General features: G+C 28.7%; 4 protein-coding genes. All 4 read left to right on the top strand.

Annotated elements, in window-relative coordinates; translation table 11 throughout:
* The first annotated feature begins 162 nt into the window (after positions 1-162).
* Positions 163-1044 carry a hypothetical protein gene (locus QVZ41_RS14440; RefSeq protein ID WP_302885353.1) on the top strand — a complete coding sequence of 294 codons (882 nt, stop codon included), beginning with the start codon at positions 163-165 and terminating at the stop codon, positions 1042-1044.
* A 775-nt stretch (positions 1045-1819) separates the two neighbouring features.
* Positions 1820-2308 (top strand): hypothetical protein, encoded by a 489-nt coding sequence (locus QVZ41_RS14435; protein WP_302885352.1) that lies wholly within the window; start codon positions 1820-1822, stop codon positions 2306-2308.
* 260 nt (positions 2309-2568) lie between these two features.
* Positions 2569-3396: a prolipoprotein diacylglyceryl transferase gene (lgt, locus tag QVZ41_RS14430; protein WP_302885351.1), complete on the top strand. Its 828-nt coding sequence runs from the start codon at positions 2569-2571 to the stop codon at positions 3394-3396.
* A gap of 755 nt (positions 3397-4151) precedes the next feature.
* Positions 4152-4550, top strand: coding sequence for a lysozyme inhibitor LprI family protein (locus tag QVZ41_RS14425; protein WP_302885350.1), 399 nt, complete (start codon positions 4152-4154; stop codon positions 4548-4550).
* The last annotated feature ends 453 nt before the right edge of the window (positions 4551-5003 follow it).

The following is a 5003-nucleotide window of genomic DNA, read 5'->3' as shown; positions in this document are numbered from 1 at the left end:
ACCGAAACACGTGCACTTAAATCAAAATATAAAATACAAATCGTACCGAAGAAATAAAAACAAACTGGAATTGTTAACCTTTTAAATAAACAAAAAAGGTCAACCTATTTCAGGACGATACAATAAATCGGGTCTATTCAATAACTTAACGCAACAATAAGAATGACATTAATTGTAAGTAGAATTGACAAAAATAAAATTAAGATAATTTCTGATTCAAAAATCACGGATAAAGATGCAGTTCGAAATAATCCTTTATTAGGAAATTTAAAATCTTTTATTCTTAATCCACAAATTTCAGTAAGTTTTGCAGGAAATGTACATTATGCTGAAAAATTTCTTACTTTGTTTTTTTCAAATCAAATTCAAACTCTTGAAGAATTAAAACTTTGTTGCCTTTCTCTGAACAATGAATCAAACAATGAAACAGATTTTTTAATTGCTTCATTAATAGAAAAACCAAATTTATGTAAAGTATCTAATCGGAAAATATCTGAAAATCTACAAAATGTATGGATTGGAGATAAATTAGGTTTTGAAAAATATCAAACATCTTTGCATGGTGATAATACTGAAAAAAAAATATTTGCCAAAATGTCTGATGCTTTTGAAAAAGTAATAGCAGACGAAACAATTGAAAGTATATCAGATTTTCAAATTGCTATAAATACAGTTTATCATCAAGAAACAGACTCAGACTTTTTTATTTACGAAATGAGAATGAACATGAGTTTTGCTCCACAAACAATTACAGTAAAAAAAAACGAACCTGTTTCAATACCTTTTGGAGGTCCTGAAATTGGTGGTTTTGGATCTTCATATTTGAGATCTATTGATTTTTTGAGACCCGCTATTGCAATTCATTTTCCTCAAGGTAAATTCGGAATTTTATTCTGTCCTTTACTCAATTTTAATAAAGGTATTATCGAAAAAATAGAAGACGGAGAAGACTTTGCTAAATTAATTAAAGAGAAATATGGAATACCATTAGAAGGAATAGTAGCATCTAATGGTAGTAGAATGAAAAGAATCGTAATAAAATAACTTGCCCTAACACCGGCTAAACTTCATGCGGGTTCTGTACTTTCTCAAAGTTTTGTGTATATTTACTAAGTCGCCAAATCTTGTTGATTTGGCTTTGTGAAACCAAAGAAACAAATCCAAACAAAAAGCTTCGGCTTAGTACGTGTTCGAAAATCTTACCGATTTTCTTCCCGCACAAAGCCTAGCCAAAACCGTTGGCTTTAATAGGAAATTTCGGTCGAAATTTCCGCAGATAAATTAATTCTTAACTTTTCTTGAAGCATTCTGAAACCAATTATAACGCAAAAATTAAAGTCTGAAACTTTTCTATAAACTGATAATTTATTGACTTTTCTCCGTGCGTAAGAAAATAACTTGCTGAATTGTCCGTGAAAAATGAATAATTAATCATTATTATTCTTTGAAAAACTATTATTTAAACAAACAAATGTTACATAAAGTTACGTGCTGAACTGTGCGCAAAAAATGTTTCATTGATATTTTTCTTTAACACGAAAAATCGTAACAAACAAAACGTTGAATTTTATCGTAACAACGCGATTTGAAAAGTAGTTACGCTGAAAAAAATAAGGATTAGTACTTTTTCAATCTAAACATTTTCGTGTCTGAAAAACTACTAAAGCCAACAACAGCTAAAAAACAAAGCTAATTTATGCTTTCTCTAAGTTGGTTTTCTTTTTATTTTCTGTAGTTTTAAGTCTGAAAATTAATCGGCTAGTTTAACGCTTCGTTTACTAGCTAAAACCGTTGTGGTGCATTTGAGAAAAAATGAAAAATGAAAAATGAAAAATACATATCGAGATTTTTAAACGGAATTTTTATTCTGATAATTGTACTTTTTATTCTTGACGGACTAACATCTTTTGAAATTAAAAATCAACCTATAAAATCATTTACATATTTTGGAATTATCATTTTAACACCTCTGACTTTAATTTGGAATTTATGGAAAATCAAAAAGAATAAATGGAAAATTATTAATTCGACTCTTCCTATTCTAACATTAATTGGAATACTGATAATTGGACCAATGAAAATCATATTTTCTTCAGATAGTTGGAAAACGCAAAAAGTACTTTACCAAAATAGACATTTGAACTTTAAAAAAGTGGAATACCAAACACAAGATGTTGGAGCTTTTGGATATAATAAACGAACAGTTGAAATTACTTACCTAACTGATTTATTTATGATAGTTAATCCAATAGAAGTTGACATTGACAAACGTGTTGAGTGGATAAAAATATCTGAAGAATCAAATTAACTCGAATTGAAATTTCCGTGAAATAAAAACGACACCACAACACCGGCTAAACTTCATGCGGTTTTTGTATCAACTTCAAAGTTTTGTGTATATTTACTAGGTCGCCAAATCTTGTTGATTTGGCTTTGTGAAACTAAAAGAAACAAATCCAAACAAAAAGCTTCGGCTTAGTCCGTGTTCGAAAATCTTGTCGATTTTCTTCCCGCACAAAGCCTAGCCAAAACCGTTGTACACAAGGCTGAAAAAACTCACGATAACTAATGAACGATAGAATTATTACTTGGAATCTTGACCCTACAATTTATTGGATAACCGAAACTTTTCCTTTAAAATATTATGGTTTATTTTTTGCAACTGGAATTCTTTTAGCACATTACGTTGCAAAACGTATTTACGCTAAAGAAAATATCCCAATTGAAAATTTAGAAAAGTTATTTATTTACGTTGTTGTTGGAATAGTTTTAGGTGCAAGACTCGGACATTGTTTATTTTATGAACCTTCATATTATTTTCAAAATCCTCTCGAAATTTTGTTACCAATTAAAAAAATTGGAGATTCTTATCAATTTATCGGATTTCAAGGATTAGCAAGTCACGGAGGAACAATTGGAGTTTTAATTGCAATCGGAATTTATTGCAAAAAGTATAAAACAAACTTTTTATGGGTTTTAGACAAAATTGCAATTGTTGCACCAATAGTCGCTGCCTTTATTAGATTTGGGAATTTTATGAACTCTGAAATTTATGGAAAACCAACAAATGGAAGTTGGGGAGTTATTTTTCAAAAAGATGATTTAATACCAAGACATCCAACTCAACTATATGAGGCATTTTCATATCTTTTAATATTTGGAGTATTAATGCTAATCTATAAGAATAAAAAAGAAAAATCTAACGGACTGATTTTAGGAGTAGCTTTGGTTTTAATCTTTTTAGCAAGATTTATAATCGAGTTTTTCAAAGAAAATCAAGTCGGATTTGAAGACGGAATGATAATCAATATGGGACAAATTTTAAGTGTTCCTTTTATAGTAGTTGGACTGGTTTTAATATTTATAAAAAAAAGCCCAGTGTACAACACCGTGTAAAAATAATTGCTTGGTTCTAGCCTACTCGGAAAATCCTGCGGATTTTCCTCTGGTTCGTTCCATTTTTAGTAAGTTAGTTGCTTGCACACGCAACTATCCTTACACAAACACGTTAGCCTAAACAGGAAATTTCGGTCGAAATTTCCGCAGATAAATTAATTCTTAACTTTTCTTGAAACATTTTGAAACCAATTCTCACGCAAAAAAAAATAAGTTGAAAACTTTTCCGTAAACCTATAATTTATTGAATTTTTTTAAGAAAATTATCTGTAAAAAAATGTACTTTTTTGTGGCTGAAAATTATTGACTTTTCTCTGTGCGTAAAAAAGTAACGTGCTGAAATGTACATGAAAAAGTGAATAAATTATCATTTATAATTCTTTGAGAGAAAATATATAAAAATAAAAATGTTGTTAAAAGTTGCGTACTGAACTTTACGCAAAAAATTGTTTCATTGATACTTTTCTTTAACCGATAAATATTTACAAGCAAAACGTTGAATTTTATCATAACAACGCGATTTGAAAAACAGTAACGATGAAAAAAATAAGGATAATGCATTTTTTCAATAAAACATTTTCATGGTTGAAAAAACTGCATAGGCTAACAACAGCTAAAAAACAAAGCTAATTTCTGCTTTCACTAAGTTGGTTTTCTTTTTATTTTCTGTAGTTTTAAGTCTGAAAATTAATCGGCTAGTTTAACGCTTCGTTTCCTAGCTAAAACCGTTAGCTGCAACCGTTAAAAAAAATTAAATGAAAAAAATAATTTCCATTTTCGCTTTTATAATTTCATTAAATGTTTCTTCACAAGATTTTAATGAAAGTTTGAAAAAGCTAGAAACTGAAAATCAGAAATGTTTAGATAAAGGAAAATTCATGTATGAATGTTCCCTTTCATTTTATAAAAAATCTGATAGCTTATTAAATGTTGTTTATAAGCAAGTTCGTAAAAAAATGAACTCTGCTGAAAAAGACAAATTAAAAAACGAACAGTTAAAATGGTTGAAAATTAGAAATCAAAAATTTGAAAATATAAATAATTCTGACACTAGACTAGGTAATGGACTTGATAATTTAATGATTAAAGAACAAGAAAAAGCTGTTATTGTAAACGAAAGGACAAAATACTTGATTTTAAAATTTAAACCTTGAATTTTTACTAATATCATGGTTGAATCAGTTACAACTGAGAATAAATATTTTAAAGAATAAATAATATCAACAAACTAAGTATTTTTCATGAATGAGTTAAGAAAGGATCAAAATAGAATTACCTGAATTAAATGTTTAAATATTTGAAATACGAAATTGGCAGCAGCTAACACCGGCTAAACTTAATGCGGGTTTTGTGCAAACTTCAAAGTTTTGTGTATATTTACTAAGTCGCCAAATCTTGTTGATTTGGCTTCGTGAAATTAAAGAAACAAATCCAAACAAAAAGCTTCGGCTTAGTACGTAATCGAAAATCTTGTCGATTTTCAATCCCGCACAAAGCCTAGCCAAAACCGTTGCCAAAAACTAAGAAACTGAAAATGAGAAAAATATTATTAATCATATCTACTATAGTATTATCTAGTTGTGTAAGTGCTAAAATAACATCTAGAA

It is taken from the genome of Wenyingzhuangia gilva (assembly GCF_030519655.1).
GTDB lineage: Bacteria > Bacteroidota > Bacteroidia > Flavobacteriales > Flavobacteriaceae > Wenyingzhuangia > Wenyingzhuangia gilva.
The sequence above is the reverse complement of the archived record's forward strand: the minus strand, read 5'-3'. Positions and strand labels throughout refer to the sequence as shown.

What these genes read in the sequence shown, in the direction of transcription:
- QVZ41_RS14440 (WP_302885353.1), top strand. Translation starts at nt 163, where the DNA reads ATGACATTAATTGTAAGTAGAATTGACAAAAATAAAATTAAGATAATT.
- QVZ41_RS14435 (WP_302885352.1), top strand. Translation starts at nt 1,820, where the DNA reads ATGAAAAATGAAAAATACATATCGAGATTTTTAAACGGAATTTTTATT.
- lgt (WP_302885351.1), top strand. Translation starts at nt 2,569, where the DNA reads ATGAACGATAGAATTATTACTTGGAATCTTGACCCTACAATTTATTGG.
- QVZ41_RS14425 (WP_302885350.1), top strand. Translation starts at nt 4,152, where the DNA reads ATGAAAAAAATAATTTCCATTTTCGCTTTTATAATTTCATTAAATGTT.